The sequence below is a fragment of the Rhodococcus sp. DK176 genome (assembly GCF_038447315.2).
Lineage (GTDB): Bacteria > Actinomycetota > Actinomycetes > Mycobacteriales > Mycobacteriaceae > Rhodococcus_F > Rhodococcus_F jostii_A.
Genome location: NZ_CP118321.2, coordinates 5000967 through 5018997, shown reverse-complemented (window position 1 = coordinate 5018997; position 18031 = coordinate 5000967). Strand labels below are relative to the sequence as shown.

Annotated in this window: 20 protein-coding genes; 10 read left to right on the top strand and 10 right to left on the bottom strand. The window is 68.1% G+C overall.

All coding sequences use genetic code 11. From position 1 onward, the window contains the following. Positions 1–102: 102 nt before the first annotated feature. Complete coding sequence (locus tag PSR88_RS23760; RefSeq protein WP_016884019.1) at positions 103–996, bottom strand: SDR family NAD(P)-dependent oxidoreductase; 894 nt, start codon at positions 994–996, stop codon at positions 103–105. Positions 997–1109: 113 nt separating this feature from the next. On the opposite strand from PSR88_RS23760, the gene PSR88_RS23755 reads away from it, so the two are divergent. The 5 genes from PSR88_RS23755 to PSR88_RS23735 are packed head-to-tail and all read left to right on the top strand — an operon-like array spanning position 1110 to position 5268. Further along, positions 1110–2579: an aldehyde dehydrogenase gene (locus tag PSR88_RS23755; RefSeq protein WP_016884020.1), complete on the top strand. Its 1470-nt coding sequence runs from the start codon at positions 1110–1112 to the stop codon at positions 2577–2579. A gap of 16 nt (positions 2580–2595) precedes the next feature. Further along, positions 2596–3348, top strand: a complete 753-nt coding sequence (locus tag PSR88_RS23750) for an SDR family oxidoreductase (protein ID WP_009477729.1) — start codon at positions 2596–2598, stop codon at positions 3346–3348. Then, positions 3345–4220: an NAD(P)-dependent oxidoreductase gene (locus PSR88_RS23745; RefSeq protein WP_009477728.1), complete on the top strand. Its 876-nt coding sequence runs from the start codon at positions 3345–3347 to the stop codon at positions 4218–4220. Before PSR88_RS23750 ends, PSR88_RS23745 begins: the two co-directional genes overlap by 4 nt. Beyond that, positions 4217–4609, top strand: a complete 393-nt coding sequence (locus PSR88_RS23740) for a carboxymuconolactone decarboxylase family protein (RefSeq protein WP_016884021.1) — start codon at positions 4217–4219, stop codon at positions 4607–4609. The genes PSR88_RS23745 and PSR88_RS23740 overlap by 4 nt, the downstream gene beginning before the upstream one ends. After that, positions 4606–5268: a class I SAM-dependent methyltransferase gene (locus PSR88_RS23735; RefSeq protein WP_009477727.1), complete on the top strand. Its 663-nt coding sequence runs from the start codon at positions 4606–4608 to the stop codon at positions 5266–5268. Before PSR88_RS23740 ends, PSR88_RS23735 begins: the two co-directional genes overlap by 4 nt. Here the strand turns inward: PSR88_RS23735 and PSR88_RS23730 are convergent. The 6 genes from PSR88_RS23730 to PSR88_RS23705 all read right to left on the bottom strand — a co-directional run bounded on the left by PSR88_RS23730 (position 5244) and on the right by PSR88_RS23705 (position 11102). Further along, on the bottom strand, positions 5244–6332 hold the full coding sequence (locus tag PSR88_RS23730; protein WP_011597011.1) for a prenyltransferase: 1089 nt from the start codon (positions 6330–6332) through the stop codon (positions 5244–5246). The genes PSR88_RS23735 and PSR88_RS23730 overlap by 25 nt on opposite strands. Next, complete coding sequence (locus PSR88_RS23725; RefSeq protein WP_011597010.1) at positions 6329–7069, bottom strand: class I SAM-dependent methyltransferase; 741 nt, start codon at positions 7067–7069, stop codon at positions 6329–6331. The genes PSR88_RS23730 and PSR88_RS23725 overlap by 4 nt, the downstream gene beginning before the upstream one ends. Further along, positions 7063–8310: a glycosyltransferase family 4 protein gene (locus tag PSR88_RS23720; RefSeq protein ID WP_016884022.1), complete on the bottom strand. Its 1248-nt coding sequence runs from the start codon at positions 8308–8310 to the stop codon at positions 7063–7065. Before PSR88_RS23720 ends, PSR88_RS23725 begins: the two co-directional genes overlap by 7 nt. 89 nt (positions 8311–8399) lie before the next feature. Next, positions 8400–9263 carry an LLM class F420-dependent oxidoreductase gene (locus tag PSR88_RS23715; protein WP_009477723.1) on the bottom strand — a complete coding sequence of 288 codons (864 nt, stop codon included), beginning with the start codon at positions 9261–9263 and terminating at the stop codon, positions 8400–8402. 145 nt (positions 9264–9408) lie between these two features. After that, entirely contained in the window at positions 9409–10323 is a 915-nt protein-coding gene (locus PSR88_RS23710) for an SDR family oxidoreductase (protein WP_029539611.1), read from the bottom strand. Further along, positions 10320–11102: an SDR family oxidoreductase gene (locus PSR88_RS23705; protein ID WP_016884024.1), complete on the bottom strand. Its 783-nt coding sequence runs from the start codon at positions 11100–11102 to the stop codon at positions 10320–10322. Before PSR88_RS23705 ends, PSR88_RS23710 begins: the two co-directional genes overlap by 4 nt. 114 nt (positions 11103–11216) lie before the next feature. Here PSR88_RS23705 and echA20 point away from each other — a divergent pair, with 114 nt between their 5' ends. The 4 genes from echA20 to ipdC are packed head-to-tail and all read left to right on the top strand — an operon-like array spanning position 11217 to position 14705. Beyond that, positions 11217–11993 (top strand): (7aS)-7a-methyl-1,5-dioxo-2,3,5,6,7,7a-hexahydro-1H-indene-carboxyl-CoA hydrolase, encoded by a 777-nt coding sequence (gene echA20 / locus PSR88_RS23700; RefSeq protein WP_007300903.1) that lies wholly within the window; start codon positions 11217–11219, stop codon positions 11991–11993. Between the two features lie 5 nt (positions 11994–11998). Continuing rightward, entirely contained in the window at positions 11999–12889 is an 891-nt protein-coding gene (ipdA, locus tag PSR88_RS23695; protein ID WP_016884025.1) for a cholesterol ring-cleaving hydrolase subunit IpdA, read from the top strand. After that, the gene (gene ipdB, locus PSR88_RS23690) at positions 12886–13647 is read left to right on the top strand and encodes a cholesterol ring-cleaving hydrolase subunit IpdB (protein WP_016884026.1); all 762 of its coding nucleotides are present in this window, start codon (positions 12886–12888) and stop codon (positions 13645–13647) included. The genes ipdA and ipdB overlap by 4 nt, the downstream gene beginning before the upstream one ends. Further along, the gene (ipdC, locus tag PSR88_RS23685; protein ID WP_016884027.1) at positions 13644–14705 is read left to right on the top strand and encodes a (3aS,4S,5R,7aS)-5-hydroxy-7a-methyl-1-oxo-octahydro-1H-indene-4-carboxyl-CoA dehydrogenase; all 1062 of its coding nucleotides are present in this window, start codon (positions 13644–13646) and stop codon (positions 14703–14705) included. Before ipdB ends, ipdC begins: the two co-directional genes overlap by 4 nt. Before the next feature lie 106 nt (positions 14706–14811). Here ipdC and PSR88_RS23680 read toward each other — a convergent pair whose 3' ends face one another. Then, the gene (locus tag PSR88_RS23680) at positions 14812–15093 is read right to left on the bottom strand and encodes a DUF2277 domain-containing protein (protein ID WP_011597002.1); all 282 of its coding nucleotides are present in this window, start codon (positions 15091–15093) and stop codon (positions 14812–14814) included. Between the two features lie 116 nt (positions 15094–15209). Then, positions 15210–16436 carry a glycosyltransferase family 87 protein gene (locus PSR88_RS23675; RefSeq protein WP_016884028.1) on the bottom strand — a complete coding sequence of 409 codons (1227 nt, stop codon included), beginning with the start codon at positions 16434–16436 and terminating at the stop codon, positions 15210–15212. Positions 16437–16573: 137 nt separating this feature from the next. On the opposite strand from PSR88_RS23675, the gene PSR88_RS23670 reads away from it, so the two are divergent. Beyond that, positions 16574–17167 (top strand): PadR family transcriptional regulator, encoded by a 594-nt coding sequence (locus PSR88_RS23670; RefSeq protein ID WP_011597000.1) that lies wholly within the window; start codon positions 16574–16576, stop codon positions 17165–17167. Positions 17168–17191: 24 nt separating this feature from the next. On the opposite strand, the gene hutC is transcribed toward PSR88_RS23670, so the two are convergent. Beyond that, positions 17192–17959 carry a histidine utilization repressor gene (gene hutC / locus PSR88_RS23665; protein WP_016884029.1) on the bottom strand — a complete coding sequence of 256 codons (768 nt, stop codon included), beginning with the start codon at positions 17957–17959 and terminating at the stop codon, positions 17192–17194. Between the last annotated feature and the right edge of the window lie 72 nt (positions 17960–18031).

Sequence of the window (18031 nt, the reverse complement as noted above, 5' to 3'; positions counted from 1 at the left end):
GAAAGACTTATCCCTACGGGACGTAGGGCTGATCATTCCGGGACACGTCGCGGCCGGCCGCCTACGACGAAGTCGTGGCCCATGTGATGCCGGACCATTCAATCACCGCTCACCGTGAGCGGAGCCCACCAACTCCGCCAACTCGTCGAGCGACCACGGCGGCTCGGTCTCGTGGTCGCGGTAGGCCAGCACCGTCGGCGTCGGCCGGCCGAATCTGCCGACAAAGCACCCTGATCCGGCGAAGATCCCGCCGGTGATTCCGGCAGCGAGGTCGGTGGCCAGGAACGCGTACAGCTGGGCGACGTAGTCGGCGGGTGCCGGATGCAGCGAACCGTAGCGCGTTGCGTCGTCGAGCATCCCGCGTCTGTGCAGTTCCTCGATGTGCCGCTCGTACTCCGCTCCCACCGACAACCGGGTCTTCGCACCGGGGCACACGACGTTGGCGCGGACGCCGGACTCGGCCAGTTCGGCCGCGATGGCGAGGGTCAGGCTGTTGACCGCCCCCTTGCCGGCGGGATATCCGGTTCCGCCGTAATCGCCGAACGCGAACGAACTCGTGTTCACGATGGCTCCGCGCCCCCGTTCCGCCATCAGGGGCGCCGCGGCCCGGCACGTGCGGAACGTCGCCGTCAGGTGCGCATCGACGAGTTCGCGCCACTGTTCGTCGGTGACGGTGAGGATGGACGACCCGGCAGGCTCCGCGACGCCGGCGCAGTTGATCAGCACGTCCACCTGGCCGAATGCACATTCCGCGGCGTCGACCAGCGTCTCCGCGACGCCGTCGACGGCGGCCGAACCAGCCACCGCGATCGCCCGGCCACCGCCGAGCACGATCTCCTCGGCGACCTTCTCCGCCGCATCGGGAACACGGCCGTTGACCACCACACCGGCTCCCTCCGCCGCGAGCGCGTGCGCGACCGCCCGGCCGATCCCCCGGCTCGAGCCGGTGACGACGGCGCCTCGCCCGTCCAGCCGTCTCTCGTCGCGTGAATTCATCGCGCCTCCGGCAACTCGTCATTGCGGCATCCAGTTGTTCAAACTATAGTCCAGACACATGTCCAGTTTTCAGAGATCGCTGTGACACCCACCCGATTCGGAAGCGAAAATCCATGACTCTGCGCCCCACCGACAGCTCCGCTCTCCTGATCGACGGCAAACTGATTCCCGGTTCCGGCGGCACGTTCGAGGTGATCAACCCGGCCACCGAGGAGGTACTGGGGAGGGCCGCCGACGCCACCGCGTCCGACATGGACGCCGCGATCGCAGCGGCCCGGCGGGCCTTCGACGACACCACGTGGTCCCGCGACCACGCCTTCCGCGCCCGCTGCCTGCGGCAGCTGCGCGACGTATTGCAGTCCCACATCGAGGAACTGCGCGACATCACCATCGCCGAGGTCGGCGCCCCCGCCTTCCTCACCAGCGGACCGCAACTCGAAGGCCCAGTCGCCGACCTCGGGTACTTCGCGGACCTCGCCGAAAGCTATTCCTGGGAAGAGGATCTGGGCATCGCCACACCGATGGGCATCAAGACCCGCCGACGCGTCCTCAAGGAGGCCGTCGGCGTCGTCGGGGCCATCACACCGTGGAACTTCCCGCACCAGATCAACTTCGCCAAGATCGGCCCCGCGCTGGCGGCCGGCAACACGGTGGTCCTCAAGCCCGCCCCCGACACTCCGTGGTGCGCCGCCCTCGTCGGGCATCTGATCGCCGAGGAGACCGACCTCCCGGCCGGTGTCGTCAACATCGTCACGTCGAGCGACCACTCCCTCGGCGCTCAGCTCTCCAGCGACCCCCGCGTCGACCTCGTGTCGTTCACCGGATCGACCACGACGGGCAAGGCCGTGATGGCGGCCGCGTCCGATTCGCTGAAGAAGGTGTTCCTCGAACTCGGCGGCAAATCGGCGTTCATCGTGCTCGACGACGCCGACCTCGCCGGTGCGTGCGGGGTCGCCGCGTTCACCGTGTCCACCCATGCGGGGCAGGGCTGTGCCATCACCACCCGGCTGCTCGTTCCCCGCGAGAAGTACGACGAGGCGGTCGAGGCCACGGCCCGGACACTCCGCGGATTGCACGCGGATGATCCTGCGAAGCCCGGCACCATCTGCGGTCCCCTCATCTCCGCGCGGCAACGCGCCCGCGTCGAGGACTACCTGCGGCTCGCGCGTGAAGAGGGTGGCACGATCGTGGTCGGTGGTGGCCGCCCGGCCGATCGGGACCGCGGATTCTTCGTCGAACCCACTCTGATCGCCGGCCTCGACAACACCGCGCGGGTGGCGCGGGAAGAGATCTTCGGACCCGTGCTGGTGATCATTCCCCACGACGGCGACGAGGACGCGATCAGCATCGCCAACGACTCGCCGTACGGGCTGTCCGGGTCGGTGTGGGGCGCGGACCCCGCACGTGTGAAGCGAGTGGTCGAAGGCGTGCGCACCGGAACGCTCAGCGTCAACGGCGGCGTCTGGTATTCCGCCGACGCCCCGTTCGGCGGTTACAAGCAGTCCGGAATCGGCCGCGAGATGGGTGTGGCCGGCTTCGAGGAATACCTGGAAACCAAGCTGGTCGCAGAACCGGCCCAGTAAGAGGGAGTCAATCGATATGGGACGTTTCGACGGGAAGACCGCCATCGTCACCGGCGCCGCCCAGGGCATCGGCGAGGGCTACGCGCGCGCCCTCGCCCGCGAGGGTGCGAACGTGGTGGTGGCCGATCTCAATGCGGAGCTCGGTGAGACCGTGGCCAAGCAGATCAGCGCGGACGGCGGGATCGCGGTGTTCAAGGACGTCGACGTCGCCGACGAGGACTCGGCGAAGCACCTCGCCGATTTCACGGTCGAGAAGTTCGGCGGCATCGACCATCTCGTGAACAATGCCGCGATCTACGGCGGCATGAAGCTCGACCTCCTCATCACCGTGCCGTGGGACTACTACAAGAAGTTCATGGCCGTGAACTTCGACGGCGCCCTCAACGTGACCCGCGCGGTGTGGCCGCACATGAACAGCGGCGGTGGCGGATCGATCGTCAACCAGTCGTCCACGGCCGCCTGGCTGTACTCCGGTTTCTACGGACTCGCGAAAGTCGGGATCAACGGCCTCACCCAGCAGCTCGCCCATGAGGTGGGCGGCATGAACATCCGGGTCAACGCCATCGCGCCCGGACCGATCGACACCGAAGCCACCCGCACCGTCACGCCGGGAAATATGGTGGCAGACATGGTCAAGACGTTGCCGCTGAAGCGGATGGGCACCCCCGACGACCTCGTCGGCGCCTGCCTGTTCCTGCTCTCCGACGAGGCCGGCTGGATCACCGGGCAGATCTTCAACGTCGACGGCGGACAGATTTTTCGGTCATGACCACGACCGAACAGGTATCCGTCGGCTACATCGGCCTCGGCAACATGGGTGCGCCCATGGCCAAGCGGCTGCTGAACCGCCCCGGCGGACTCATCGTGTGCGACACCCGGCCGGAGGCGCTGGAACCGTTCGGCAAGGCGGGCGCGAGGGTGACGTCGAGCCCGCGGGAGGTGGCGGAGAACGCGGACGTCATCTCGGTGACCGTGCTGAACGACGAGCAGGTGCGCGCGGTCGTCACACAGATCCTCGACACCGCGCGGCCGGGCACCGTCGTGGCAGTGCACTCCACCATCAGCGACGTCACCGCCGTCGAACTCGCCGACCGCTGCCGGGCGCACGGCGTCGACCTGATCGACGCGCCCGTCAGCGGCGGCGCCCCCGGCGCGCTCGAGGGGAAGCTCGCGGTGATGGTCGGGGCGAGCGACGACGCGTTCGAGAAGGTGCGGGAGCCATTCGGGCACTGGGCCGAACTCGTCGTGCACGCCGGAGATGTGGGCGCGGGAACGCGGATGAAGCTGGCCCGCAACCTGCTGCATTTCATCTCGTTCACGGCTGCCGCCGAGGCGCAGCGGCTCGCCGAGGCCGCCGGTCTCGACATCACCGAACTCGGCAAGGTTGTCCGGCACACCGACGCGATCACCGGTGGCGCCGGCGCGATCATGCTCCGCGACACCACCGACGCTCTCGACGAGACCGACAACTGGTACCCGATCATGACCCACGTCCGGGACCTCGGGGAGAAGGACCTGTCGCTGGCGATCGGGCTCGGCGAACGACTCGACGTCGCGCTGCCGCTCGCCCGGCTCGCGCTCACGGGCCTGGGTCCTGGACTCGGCGTCGACAGCACCGTGGACAAGAAGGAGCAACCATGACCGACGACACCCGCACCCGCGGCCTGGCCATGATGGAGAAGGTCTACGGATTCGAGATGCAGGACGGGCCCGGCGCGCATTTCGCCGTCACCGCCGACCACCTGTTCGCCGACATCTGGTCGCGGCCCGGGCTGAGCATCCGCGACCGCCGGCTTCTCCTCCTCGGTGCGCTCACCGCGCAGGGGCTCGTCGACGTCGCCGAGATCCAGGTGGGGGCGGCCCTGCACAACGAGGAACTGGACGAGGACCAACTCCGGGAGATCGCGCTGTTCCTGTGCCACTACGTGGGCTGGCCGTTGGGGACGAAACTCGACTCGATGATCGGCGGGGTGCTACACAAGCGGAAGAAAGCGGCCAAAGCGGCCGCCCCGGATGCAGAGGCCACATGAGCACCGAACACCTGACACCAGAGCTTCTCCGACTCGCCGACTCCACGCCCGGCTTCATGCCGGAGGACGAGGGGACGGCCCTGCACGAGGCCGCGATGCAGTACCTGCCCCCCGGCGGGGTAGGCGTCGAGATCGGCACGTACTGCGGTCGTTCGACGATCTATCTCGGGGCGGCGGCAAAGGCGCGGGCCGCCCGCATCGTCACGATCGATCACCACCACGGTTCCGAGGAGCATCAGCCCGGCTGGGAATATCACGAACCGGCGTTCGTCGACCCGCACACCGGTCTGCTCGACACGGTCGGCCGGTTCCGGCACACGATGGCCGACTCGGGGCTCGAGGACTACGTCGTGGGTGTGCTGGGCCGGTCGTCGACGGTCGCGACATTCTGGCGCACTCCCGTGCACTTCGTGTTCATCGACGGCGGCCACACGTCGGAGGCGGCGTCGGCGGATCTCGAGGGGTGGGCGCCGTGGGTGAACGTCGGCGGCGCCCTGGTGATCCACGACGTGTTCCCCGACCCGGCGGACGGCGGACGCCCGCCGTTCGAGATCTACGAACGGGCGCTGGCGACAGGACAATTCAAGGAAACGTCCGTCACCGGGTCGCTTCGCGTCCTCGAGCGGGTGGGCGGTCAGACAGGCGAACCGCTGGCGTGACAGTAGTCGCCGCAGCGGTCGAGGCCGATCGGTAGTCCCACGGGCAGCGCCGCGTCCCGGAAGATCCCGTGTCCGGGCGTGGTGCGGGACAACGCGTCCGCGGCGAGGATCATCGCCCCGCCCGTCCACGTGGTCTGCTCGACCGGCCACCGCTTGCCGTCGCTGTAGACGAGCCCCGTCCAGTACGAGCCGTCCGGATCCCGCAGATGCTGCATGGCGGTGAACTGTGCGAGCGCGCGACTGTGTTCCCCCATCGCGTCGAGCGCCAGCACCAGTTCGCATGTTTCGGCGCCGGTCACCCATGGCCGGTGGTCCACGCAGCGGATGCCGAGTCCCTCGACCACGAAGTCGTCCCACCGCGACGCGATGCGGTCCGACGCGACCTCACCACGGACGGCGCCCCCGAGGATCGGGTAGTACCAGTCCATCGAGTATTCGTCCTTGATCGCGAACGCGTCCGGGTGCTGCCTGATCGCGTGACCCAGTGTGTATTTCGCGAACTCCCATTCCGGCTGCGGGTCGTCGACCAGCCGGGCGAGGAGCAGCCCGCAGTGCAGGCTGTGGTGAATGCTGGAGTTCCCGGTCAGCAGCGCCTCGGGGCAGTCCTGACCGTTCTCGCCGCGGGCCCACCAGATTTCGCCGCTCGACGACTGCATGTCGACGACGAAATCGAGACCGCCCTGCACGGACGGCCACAGGGTGTCGACGAAATCCCGGTTACCGGTGATCAGGTAGTGGTGCCACACCCCCACCGCGAGATAGGCGCAGAAGTTGCTGTCGGAATCGTGATTCTCCACGGCCCCGTCACGGAACTTCATCGGCCACGAACCGTCCGGTCGTTGTGCGCGCCGCGACCACTCGTACGCGCCCTCCGCCTCGTCGATCAGGCCGGCGACGGTGAGTGCCATGGCAGACTCGACGTGATCCCACGGGTCGGTGTGCCCACCGGGAAACCACGGCAGCGCCCCCGACGACTCCTGCGCTGCCGCGATCGACCGTGCCGTCTGCCTGACCTGGCTCTCCGACAACACGTTCGGAACCGACGGGACGCCGGCGGCTCTCACCGCGGCGCCTTCACCACGCTCGGTTCCCTCGGCTTCTCGAGGTAGAACACGACGCTCTTGCCGACCACGGGGTTGAGGACCTTCTCTGCGGTGCGCGTGAGCCAGGGGGCTTTCATCATGTCCCACACCAGAACCTGGTGGTACGCCTTCGCGAGGGGGTTGTCGTTGTTTTCCACCCCCACCGCACACTTGAGCCACCAGTACGGCGAATGGAGGGCGTGGGCGTGATCCCGGCCCCGGACCTCCAGGCCGGCGGCCGTCAGCTTCTCCGCCAGCTCGTCGGCGCGGTAGATGCGGACGTGGCCACCCTCCACCTCGTGGTACGCGTCGGACAGCGCCCAGCAGATCTTCTCCGGCAGCCACCGCGGAACCGTCACCGCCGCAACACCACCCGGCTTGAGAATGCGGGTCAGCTCGGCGATGGCCCGGCCGTCGCGCGGCACGTGTTCGAGGACCTCGGAGATGAGAACCACGTCGAACGTCGCATCCTCGTACGGCAGGTTCAGCGCGTCGCCGACCTCCACCCGAGCCGAGGCTCCCGCCGGGACCTCACCGACCTCGGCCATCGCCACGAACATCTTCTCGACATCCGCAAGTTCGTCGGCGTTCTGGTCGAAGGCGATGACGTCGGCGCCGCGTCGATACAGCTCGAACGAGTGCCGCCCGGCGCCCGCCCCGATGTCGATCACCTTGTCGCCGGGCTTCACACCCAGCCGGTCGAAGTCCACGGTCAGCACGGTCGGCCTCCTTGACGGGTCTGCGCTATCGCTTCGGCATAGGTCTGCGCGGTTTTCGCGGCCACGGCGGCCCAGCTGTAGCGCTCGAGCACGCGCCGACGGCCACCGTCGCCGAGCCGGGCCCGGCGCTGCGGATCGTCGAGTAACGCGCCCAGCACGTCCGCGAGTTCCTGGGGGTCGCCCGGCGTCACCAGCACACACGCCTCCTCGTCCGTTCCCACCACCTCGGGAATGGCACCGGCGCGGCTCGCCACCAGCGGGGTGCCGCACGCCATCGCCTCGACGGCGGGCAACGAGAAGCCCTCGTACAGCGACGGGACGCACGCGACGTCGGCCGACGCCAGCAGCGACGCCAGTTCGGCGTCGTCGATACCCGACACCGTCCGGACGACGTCGCCGATGGCCAGCTCCTCGATGAGCTTCTCCGTCACTCCCCCGGGCGCGAGTTTGGTGACCAGCACCAGTTCGACGGCGCGCTCGGTGTGCACCTTCGCCACCGCCTCGAGGAGCGTCGACACCCCCTTGAGGGGCATGTCGGCGCTGGCGACGCACACGACGCGGCCCGGGACCCGTGCGGCGGCCGGGGGCCGGAAGATCTCGGTGTCGACGCCCAGCGGGATGGTCTGCAGGTTGTCGGCGGGAACGTCGAAGGCCGCGCTGATGTCGTCGGCGGAGGACTGCGACACCGTCAGCAGCGCGGGGATGGCACGCGCCACCCGCTTCTGCATCCGCAGGAATCCGTACCAGCGCCGGACCGTCACCTGGCGCCACCACTTCGCCGACGCCAGGTCCAGTTCCCGGTCGCGGGTGATCGGGTGGTGGATGGTGGCGACGACGGGGAGTCCGGCCTTCTGGAGTTGTAGCAGCCCGTAGCCGAGGCACTGATTGTCGTGCACCACGTCGAACTCGTCGGCGCGCTGCTTCAGCAGTCGCGCGGCGCGGAGGCTGAACGTGAGCGGCTCCGGGAACCCGGCCATCCACATGGTCGCGACCTCGAGCACGTCGACGGCGTCGCGGAACTCGCGTGGGTGTGGCGTTCTGAACGGATCCGGCTCGCGATACAGGTCGAGGCTGGGGACCTTCGTCAGCGTCACCCGCGGGTCGACGTCCGGGTACGGCTGCCCCGAGAACACCTCGACCTGATGGCCGAGTTCGACCAGCTCACGGCTGAGATGGCGTACGTACACACCCTGCCCACCACAGTGGGGCTTGCTTCGATACGACAAGAGTGCGATGCGCACGGACTTCGGCCTCTCCTCGAGCAGTTGGCAAGCAATACTAGAACACGTTCCTACTCGGGTGTGCCCTCATCCCATCCAACCGCACTCACTCATCCCACCGCGGTCGACTCGCGCAATCCCTCGAGTTTTCCGGACAGACGGCCCAGGTATGCCAAGACCTCTTCCTCACTGCGGTCGGGCAGTCCGTACACGACCTCGGTGACGCCGAGGTCCTTCCACCGCCGCAGTTTGTCCACGTCCGGCTTGCCGTCGAGCACCACGATCCGCGGTTCGCCGGCCCGGCCGGCCTCACGCCACATCCGTCGTAGCGTCGCAACGCGGTCGTCGATGTCCTGCTCGATCGGAGTGGTCATCCACCCGTCGGCCGATTTCACGATCCATCGGAAGTTCTTGTCGTTGCCGGCGGCGCCGACGATCACCGGAGGCACCCGGGACGGCTTGGGCCACGCCCAGCTCGGACCGAAGCTCACGAACTCGCCGTCGTAGGACGCCTCGTCCTGCGTCCACAGCGCACGCATCGCCTCGAGGTACTCGCGCAGCATCGTCCGGCGCCGTCCGGGCGGAACGTTGTGATCGGTGAGCTCGTCCAGATTCCACCCATACCCCACGCCGAGGGTCACCCGCCCGCCGCTGAGGTGGTCGAGCGAGGCGATCGTCTTGGCCAGCGTGATCGGGTCGTGCTCCACCGGCAGCGCCACCGACGTCCCCAGTTCGATCCGCTCCGTGACCGCCGACGCCGACGCCAGCGCCACCCACGGGTCGAGGGTGCGCATGTAGCGGTCGTCGGGCAGCGAAGCGTCGCCCGTCTGAGGATGCGCCGCATCGCGTTTCACCGGAATGTGCGTGTGCTCGGGCACGTAGAACGAGTCGAACCCGTTGGCCTCTGCACCCCTCGCAGCCGAGGCCGGCCCGATCCCGCGGTCACTCGTAAACAACGTAATGCCGAATTTCACGAATTCTCCTTGGCCGTGAGCCTTTTCCTTCTTGCACACTAACTTCTGGACACCTGTTTATCAATGTGTCCAAACAACTCTCCAGTTTCTCCGCGCAGCAGGTGAGTGGCAATGCGTGCCCCAGCACACTTCGCCACTCACCTGCTCAGGCGCCGTACACCGGGACCGGGGTTTCGGCCTTCGCGAGCAGGTCGGCGACGACGGGTCCGATCTCCTTCGGTTCCCAGCGCGCACCCTTGTCCTGGGTGGGGCCGTGCCGCCAGCCCTCGGCGACGGTGATCTTGCCTCCCTCCACCTCGAACACGCGTCCGGTGACGTCCTTCGACTCGGTGCTGCCCAGCCACACGACGAGCGGGGAGATGTTCTCCGGCGCCATCGCGTCGAACCCGTCCTCGGGCGCGGCCATCGCCTCCGCCATCGCACCGCCGGCGCCGACGGTCATCCGGGTGCGTGCGGCCGGGGCGATCGCGTTGACGGTGACGCCGTAGTTCTTCAGTTCCGCGGCCGCCTGAATGGTCATCTCCGCGATCCCCGCCTTCGCGGCGGCGTAATTGCCCTGGCCGATCGAACCCTGCAGTCCGGCACCGGAACTGGTGTTGACAATCCGGGCGTCGACCGGGTTACCCGCCTTCGCCTCGGCGCGCCAGTACGCGGCGGCGTGACGCAGCGTCGCGAAGTGTCCCTTCAGATGGACGCGCACGACGGCGTCCCACTCCTGCTCGCTCATCCCGACGAGCATCCGGTCGCGCAGGAACCCGGCGTTGTTCACCAGCACGTCCAGGCGTCCGTACGTGTGAATGGCGGTGTTGATCAGGTTCTCGGCGCCGGCCCAGTCCGCGACGTCGTCGCCGTTCACGACGGCCTCGCCGCCCGCGGCGACGATCTCCGCGACCACCTGTTCGGCCGGGCTCTCCCCGGTGGCGGAACCGTCGATGCCGGCTCCGATGTCGTTGACCACGACCTTGGCGCCCTCGGCGGCGAACGCCAGCGCATGGGCGCGTCCGATTCCGCGTCCGGCGCCCGTCACGATGACGACGCGACCGTCGACCACTCCACTCATGCCTTCTCCTCTGTAGATGCTGTAGCTGCCGCCAGGAAGGCGGGACGTTCTCCGCCGCCGTGGACGGTCAGTGTCGAACCGCTGACGTACGCCGCCAGCGGTGAAGCCAGGAACACCGCGCAGTTGCCGATGTCCTCGGGACAGGCCATGCGGCCCAGCGGGACCGTGTCCCCGACCGCCGCGATCCCCGCCTCGTCGCCGTAGTGCAGATGCGCGAGTTCGGTGCGGACCAGGCCGACGACCACCGAGTTGACCCGCACCTTGGGCGCCCACTCGACCGCGAGACTGCTGGTGAGACTGTCGACCCCCGCCTTCGCCGCACCGTATGCCGCGGTGCCGGGCGAGGGTCGCGAGCCGCTGACGCTGGAGATGTTCACGATCGCACCGCCCGAATCCTGCTTCTGCATCACCGCATTCGCGATCTGCGACACCAGCAGCGGGGCGAGCAGATTCAGCTCGACGATCTTGGAGTGGAACTTCGGACTCGCATCCGCGGCGAGCGCGAACGGTGCGCCACCGGCGTTGTTGACCAGGACGTCCAGCCGTCCGTGCCGTTCCACGATCCGATCGACGAGACCCTGCACCTGCTCCGGGTCACGGATGTCGCAGGGCAGGAATTCGATCGCCCTGCCGTCCACCTCCACCGGCGCTTCCCCCGGCCGGCGGGCGCAGGCCACCACCGTTGCGCCCGCCCGCAGGAAGGTGCGGCTGATGCCTGCGCCCACCCCGCGAACGCCGCCGGTCACGAGCACGATCGCCCCGTTCAGACCTGAATCCACGAATACCTCCGCTGTTGCATGTTCCGGCAGGCCCAGCTCAGAGCTGTCGGGCCCGCATATGTGCTAACTTACCAAGCAATCGCTTGGTTCGGTACAAGACGTTAGGAACATGCCATGGGCATCACCTCCACCACCGACGGAGACGGCATCACCACGGTCACCGTCGACTACCCGCCCGTGAACGCCATCCCGTCGCGGGGCTGGTTCGAGTTGGCCGACGCCGTACTCGATGCGGGCCGGAATCCGGACACCCACGTGGTGATCCTGAGAGCGGAGGGACGCGGGTTCAACGCCGGCGTCGACATCAAGGAAATGCAGGCCACCGACGGTTACGGCGCGCTGGTCGACGCCAACCGGGGTTGCGCGGCCGCGTTCGCCGCCGTCTACGACTGCGCCGTGCCCGTGGTGGTCGCGGTCAACGGATTCTGCGTCGGTGGCGGCATCGGCCTGGTCGGGAACGCCGACGTGATCGTCGCGTCCGACGACGCCGTCTTCGGACTGCCCGAGGTCGACCGCGGCGCACTCGGCGCCGCCACCCACCTCGCCCGACTCGTCCCCCAGCACATGATGCGCACGCTGTACTACACGGCGCAGAACGTCACCGCCCAGCAACTCCAGCACTTCGGATCGGTGTACGAGGTGGTGCCGCGCGAGAAACTCGACGACACCGCCCGCGACATCGCCGCCAAGATCGCCGCCAAGGACACCCGGGTCATCCGCTGCGCCAAGGAAGCCATCAACGGCATCGACCCCGTCGACGTGAAGACCAGTTACCGCCTCGAGCAGGGCTACACGTTCGAACTCAACCTGGCCGGTGTCTCGGACGAGCACCGCGACGAGTTCGTCGAGACCGGCAAGCCCCGCTCCCACTCGAACAACAGGAAAGGCTGACATCGATGGTGAGCAAGCGCGACAAGAGGATGTCGCTCGACGACGCGGTCGGGGAACTGCGCAGCGGAATGACCATCGGCATCGGCGGGTGGGGTTCGCGCCGCAAGCCGATGGCGCTGGTGCGGGCGCTGCTGCGTTCGGATGTCACCGACCTCACCGTCGTCACCTACGGCGGCCCCGACCTGGGGTTGCTGTGCTCGGCGGGCAAGGTCACGAAGGCGTACTACGGTTTCGTGTCCCTCGATTCGGCCCCGTTCTACGACCCGTGGTTCGCGAAGGCGCGGACCGCGGGTGAGATCGCGGTCCGCGAAATGGACGAGGGCATGGTCAAGTGCGGCCTCGAGGCCGCCGCCGCCCGGCTGCCGTTCCTGCCGATCCGCGCCGGGCTCGGCTCCGACGTCCGGAGATTCTGGGGCGACGAACTGCGCACCGTCACCTCCCCCTACCCCGACGCGTCCGGCAAGTCGGAGACGCTGATCGCGATGCCGGCGCTGAATCTCGATGCGGCCCTGGTCCATCTGAACCTCGGCGACAAGCACGGCAACGCCGCCTACACCGGAGTCGACCCGTACTTCGACGACCTGTACTGCGCGGCCGCCGAGAAGCGGTTCGTCTCCGTCGAACGCGTGGTGGAAACCGAGGAACTGGTGAAAACCGTTCCGCTGCAGAATCTCATCCTCAACCGCATGATGGTCGACGGCGTGGTGGAGGCCCCGAACGGCGCCCACTTCACCCTCGCCGGAGACAGCTACGGACGCGACGAGAAGTTCCAGCGCCACTACGCCGAATCGGCGAAGACCCCCGATGCGTGGCAGCAGTTCGTCGCCACCTACCTGTCCGGCAGCGAGGACGACTACCAGGCCGCCGTGAAGAAATTTGCAGAGGAGCAGGCATGAGCGAGACGATCACCGAAGTCACCCGCGCGGAGTACTGCGCGATCGCGTGCGCCGACATCTTCTCCGGGGCAGGCGAGATCATGGCCAGCCCGATGGCCACCCTGCCCCTGATCGGCGCCCGGCTCGCGCGACTGACCACCGAACCCGACCTGCTGATCACCGACGGTGAGGCCCTGATCTTCGCGGACACCCCCGCCGTCGGCGCGAAGGCCCCGATCGAGGGCTGGATGCCGTTCCGGAAGGTATTCGACGTCGTCGCCTCCGGCCGGCGGCACGTGGTGATGGGTGCCAACCAGATCGACCGGCACGGCAACCAGAACCTGTCGGCGTTCGGTCCGCTGCAGCAGCCGACGCGTCAGATGTTCGGCGTCCGCGGCGCACCCGGCAACACGATCAACCACCCCACCAGCTACTGGGTGGGCAAGCACACCTCGCGGGTGTTCTGCGACATGGTCGACATCGTCTCGGGCGTCGGCTACGACCAGATCGACCCGGAGAACCCCGCCTACCGCTTCCACCACCTGCACCGGGTGGTGAGCAACCTCGGGGTGTTCGACTTCGGCGGACCCGACCACACGTTCCGGGCGCTGTCGCTGCACCCCGGCGTCACCGCCGACCAGGTAGCCGACAACACCTCGTTCGAGGTCGCAGGGCTCGCCGACGCCGGCGTGACCCGCGAACCCACCGACGAAGAACTGCGGCTGATCCGCGAGGTCCTCGACCCCCGCAACCTGCGCGACCGGGAGGTCTCGGTATGAGCACGCTCCGCACCGCGCTGACCGAGCTGGTCGGCGTGCAGCACCCGGTGGTCCAGACCGGGATGGGCTGGGTGGCCGGACCGCGGCTCGTCGCGGGCACCGCCAACGCCGGCGGTCTCGGCATCCTGGCATCGGCGACGATGACATACACCGAACTCGAATCGGCGATCGCGAAGACGAAGACCCTCACCGACAAACCGTTCGGCGTCAACATCCGCGCCGACGCGTCCGACGCCCCGCACCGCATCGACCTGCTCATCCGGGAGAGCGTGCGCGTCGCGTCGTTCGCGCTGGCACCGAAGCAGGAACTGATCGCGAAGCTGAAAGCCGCCGGGGTGGTGGTCATTCCGTCGATCGGCGCCGCCAAACACGCCAAGAAGGTGGCGTCGTGGGGCGCCGACGCGGTGATCGTGCAGGGCGGCGAGGGCGGCGGGCACACCGGCCCCGTGGCCACCACACTGCTGCTGCCCTCGGTGCTCGACGCCGTCGACATCCCCGTCGTCGCAGCGGGCGGCTTCTACGACGGACGCGGACTCGCCGCCGCCCTCGCCTACGGCGCCGCAGGCGTCGCGATGGGCACCCGCTTCCTGCTCACCCAGGAATCGACGGTCCCCGACTCCGTCAAACACGAATACCTCGCCCGGGGACTGCAGGACACCACCGTCTCCCGCAAGGTCGACGGCATGCCCCACCGGGTCCTCAACACCGACCTCGTCAACAGCCTCGAACACTCCGGCAACGTGCGCGGCCTGGTCGCGGCCGCCCGCAACGCATCGAAGTTCAAGGCCATGACCGGCATGAAATGGTCGACGCTCGTCAAGGACGGCCTCGCCATGAAGAAGTCCAGCGACCGCACCTGGCAGCAGATCATCATGGCCGCCAACACCCCGATGCTGCTCAAGGGCGGGCTCGTCGAAGGCAACACCCACGCCGGCGTCCTCGCCTCCGGACAGGTCGTCGGGCTGCTCGACGACCTGCCCACATGCAAGAACCTCATCGACGGCATCGTCGCCGACGCCATCAAACGCATCGACGCACTCGGCGCCCTCCGCGCCTGAACCAACGGGACGCTCGTTCGATCGGACGCAACGAGCGTCCCGTTCGTCCGGCTAGGCGGTGGCGGCCTCCGCCGCGCTCAGCTGGATGACGCGGCCTCCGCCGCGCTCAGCTGGATGACGCGGCCTCCGCCGCGATGCGCGCCCGGACCTCCGGCCGTCGCAGCGGGGGCATCGTCTGCGGCGGCTGCTTCCGCGGCGGCAGTGCCGCGAGCAGCTTCGTGGTGGCCTCGGTGACGACGGCTACCGCCTCCTCGAAGGGCTCTCGGTTGGCGTCCGACAGCTTCTGGATTCCGCTGACCTTCCGGACGTACTGACGCGCCGCCGCCTCGATCTCCTCCGCGGTGGCCGCCGGTTCGAGTCCGCGCAGCTCGGTGATGTTTCGGCACATGACTCGACGATAGCGCCGCCCGGCCCTCCGCGCGGCTCCTCGGCACTGGGCGAATGTACCTTTCGGCGCACCTGAGGCGCCGGAAGGTACATTCGCCCGCCGGGGGTAGCGCGGCCTCAGCTGCGGGCGGGCTCCAGCGCGTCTTCGTCCGCGGGCACGGCGTCCGTCTCGACGTCCGGGAGTGGGGTGCGGGACCGCGCGGCCACCACGGCCGCGCCGAGCAGGACCAGCGCGATGAGGCACTGCGAGCTTCCGATCACCTCACGCACGGCCGCTTCCACCCAGCCGGACGACGAGGACTGCAGCACGAAGTTCGGGCCGATCAGGAAGATGAGGGTGGCGGCGCCGATCAGGGGTCGCCAACTGCGGTACTGCGGTGCGATCAGGATCGGGATCAGCAGGATGCTGTACGCCCAGTGGTGGGTGACGGCGAACGGCGCGGCGAGCAGGGATGCCAGGGCCACGATCGACAGCGCGATCAGGTGCTCACCGGACCGGGTGAAGCGGTACGCCGACCACGCCGCGGCGGACACGATGACGGCTGCGCTGAGCACCCACAGCACGCTGGCCAGCCGGCCCTCCGCCCCGAGTCGCGCGATGACGCCGGTGACGGCCTGGTTGCGGAAGAAGTCGGGCGCGCCCGCACGGCCGGTGGCGAAGAACTCGGTGGTCCAGAACCACACCGACGACTGCGGCAGGAGCCAGAACCCGAGGCCGACGGTCACCAGGATGGTGGCGAGGGATCGTCCGATCGAGCGGAAGTCGCGGCGGACGAGCAGGACCAGGAGAAAGGCTGCCGGGGTGATCTTGACGGCCGCGGCGAGGCCGATCGCGACTCCGCGGAACCGCTTCGGGATCGCACCGGTGCAGTCGGCGACCACCAGTGCCATCAGGATGATGTTGATCTGACCGAAGTCGAAGTTCGAGCGCATCGGCTCGAGGAGAAGCACCGGGCCCATCGACAGCAGAGCGAGAAGTTCGGGGCGTGCGACGTCGAGCTTCGACAGCGCCGCCTTGACCATCCACCACACGAGCACGAGGTTGAGGGCGCACCACAGCGCCTGCAGGACCGCGGGGTCGATCTCCGCCATCGGCGCGAAGAGGATCGCCGCGAAGGGTGCGTAGATGAACCTGAACCCGGAACTGCTCGGGAAGTCCGCGGAGTAGAGCGGCAGCCCGCTGACGAAGGCGTAGCCGGCGTCGCGGAACACGGAGAGGTCCATCAGGTAGCCCGTCGCCGCATCGAACTCTCGGTAGGCCACCGCCCCCAAGGAGAGGACGCCCACGAGGAGCGCCACGGCGTGGAGACGATAAGCCCTGAACTTCGATTCACTCTGTAACAAGAATTTGTTCTTTCATGATCTGCGTCGTGGTCAACGATCCACCGTAGCGGGCCGTGACCCAATCGTGACAAAGGCGAGGTCGTGGTGCCCGAACCGCGCACTTCGTCATAGTTTATTTAGACTGATATATTTCAACCATGCCTGCGCGCGCCCTCGACAATCCTCTCGTCCTGCCGGTGCTCGGCCTGCTCCTCGAATCGCCGATGCACCCGTACCAGTTGGAGGTCACGCTGCGCGAGCGCAGCGAGGAGGGCCAGTGGCCGCTCAACCGCGGTTCGCTGAACAATGTGGTCGCGGCCCTCGCCGCGGCGGGCTGGATCGAGGAACACGAACGTGCGCAACGGGAAGGTCGGCCTGCCCGCACCGTCTACGCCCTCACCGAGGCCGGGCACGCGGAACTCGTGAGGCGACTCGACCTCCAGATCCGCAGTGCCGCACGAGAGTTCTCACCGTTCTTCGCGGCGATCAGCTACCTCGGCGCGCTGGGACGCGAGGGCGCCGTCGACGCGCTGACCGAGCGCGCCGAACGACTCACCGCGAGAATCGAATCCGACCAGGAACGGCTCACCCGAGCGCTCGACGACGGAGTGCCCGCGCTGTTCGTCGTCGAAGCGGATTACGCACTCCACGCGGCGCGGGGCGAACTCGCCTGGATCGCGTCGACGATCTCCGACATACACGCGGGCCACCTCACGTGGCCCGCCCCGCAGACGAAGGATGTGCAGCCGTGAGTCTCCTGTCCGCAGCTACCCCGGTCAGGCTGTTCCGAACGTCCCTTCGAGCCGGTTCCGCGAACCGGGATGGACGAGACGCGCGGCGCTGACGAGCCCCCGCGAGGACCACGTGCGGCGCCGGATCATCAGGCACGGTTCGGCGCGCTCGATGTGGAGGAGCCGGCATTCCTCGGGTGACGCGAGGATCGCTTCGACGACGTGCTCGCCCCTCGCCAGGGGAGCTTCCACGCTCAGATAGTGATTGGGCGTCTGCTGGGTGAAGTCCTGATCGAGGTACCCGGGCGCCTCGGCGGGATTGACGAACCGGTCTTCGAGCTGGATCGGTGTGTCGTCCTCGTAGTGGATCATCAGCGAGTGGAACACCTTGCCGCGGATCGAATCCCGGATGAAGGCGTTTGCCGGATCGGCGTCTTCCTCACGCACGTACACCACTTCGGTTCGATGGCGGTGTCCGCGTTGCTGGATCTCGTCCGCGATGTTCTTGACCTCGAACAGGGACGACGCTGTCTTCGTGGCCGCGACGAACGTCCCCACACCCATCAGGCGCACCACGAGACCCTCGGCGCTGAGTTCGCGCAGCGCGCGGTTGATGGTCATGCGGGAGAGGCCGAGAGCGCCCACGAGCTGATTCTCCGAGGGCAGCTGATCGCCCTCCTGCCAGCGGCCGGCGTTGATCTGCGACACGATCAGCTGCTTGACGCGTTCGTACGCCGGGGCCGACTCCGTCCCCGGTCCGTTGTACAACGCAGCAAGCTCCGCGTCGATTACTGCGATCTCCACCACTGACACCCATCCCTCTGCAACACCGATGAACTTCCCGTGCAGTCGGCCGTTGCAGTCTATCGGCCGACTGCACGGGTA